This is a genomic window from Gemmiger formicilis (assembly GCF_016901605.1).
GTDB classification, from domain to species: Bacteria; Bacillota; Clostridia; order Oscillospirales; family Ruminococcaceae; genus Gemmiger; species Gemmiger formicilis_B.
The window spans coordinates 1-218 of the sequence record NZ_JACJKP010000955.1; the positions used below are offsets into that span (position 1 = coordinate 1).

Sequence of the window (218 nt, forward strand, 5' to 3'; positions counted from 1 at the left end):
AAAGTCAATGGTACCGTCAACAACTCCATCCTGTTCCCCGGCGTTACCGTCGAAAAGGGTGCTACGGTAGAAGCTGCCGTCGTGATGGGCGGCACGATCATTAAGGCCGGCGCCCAGATGGTCCATCAGGGAATGATAGTTCTTACGAACGATGACAGACACATTATCGATACCGGCATTGACCATGCTGGACAGGGTAAAGTCGATCAAACGGTAAC

General features: G+C 52.3%; 1 pseudogene. It reads right to left on the bottom strand.

Annotation, left to right across the window (positions count from 1 at the left end):
* Positions 1-218: pseudogene (locus H6B10_RS17380) on the bottom strand (glucose-1-phosphate adenylyltransferase subunit GlgD); the annotation flags it as partial.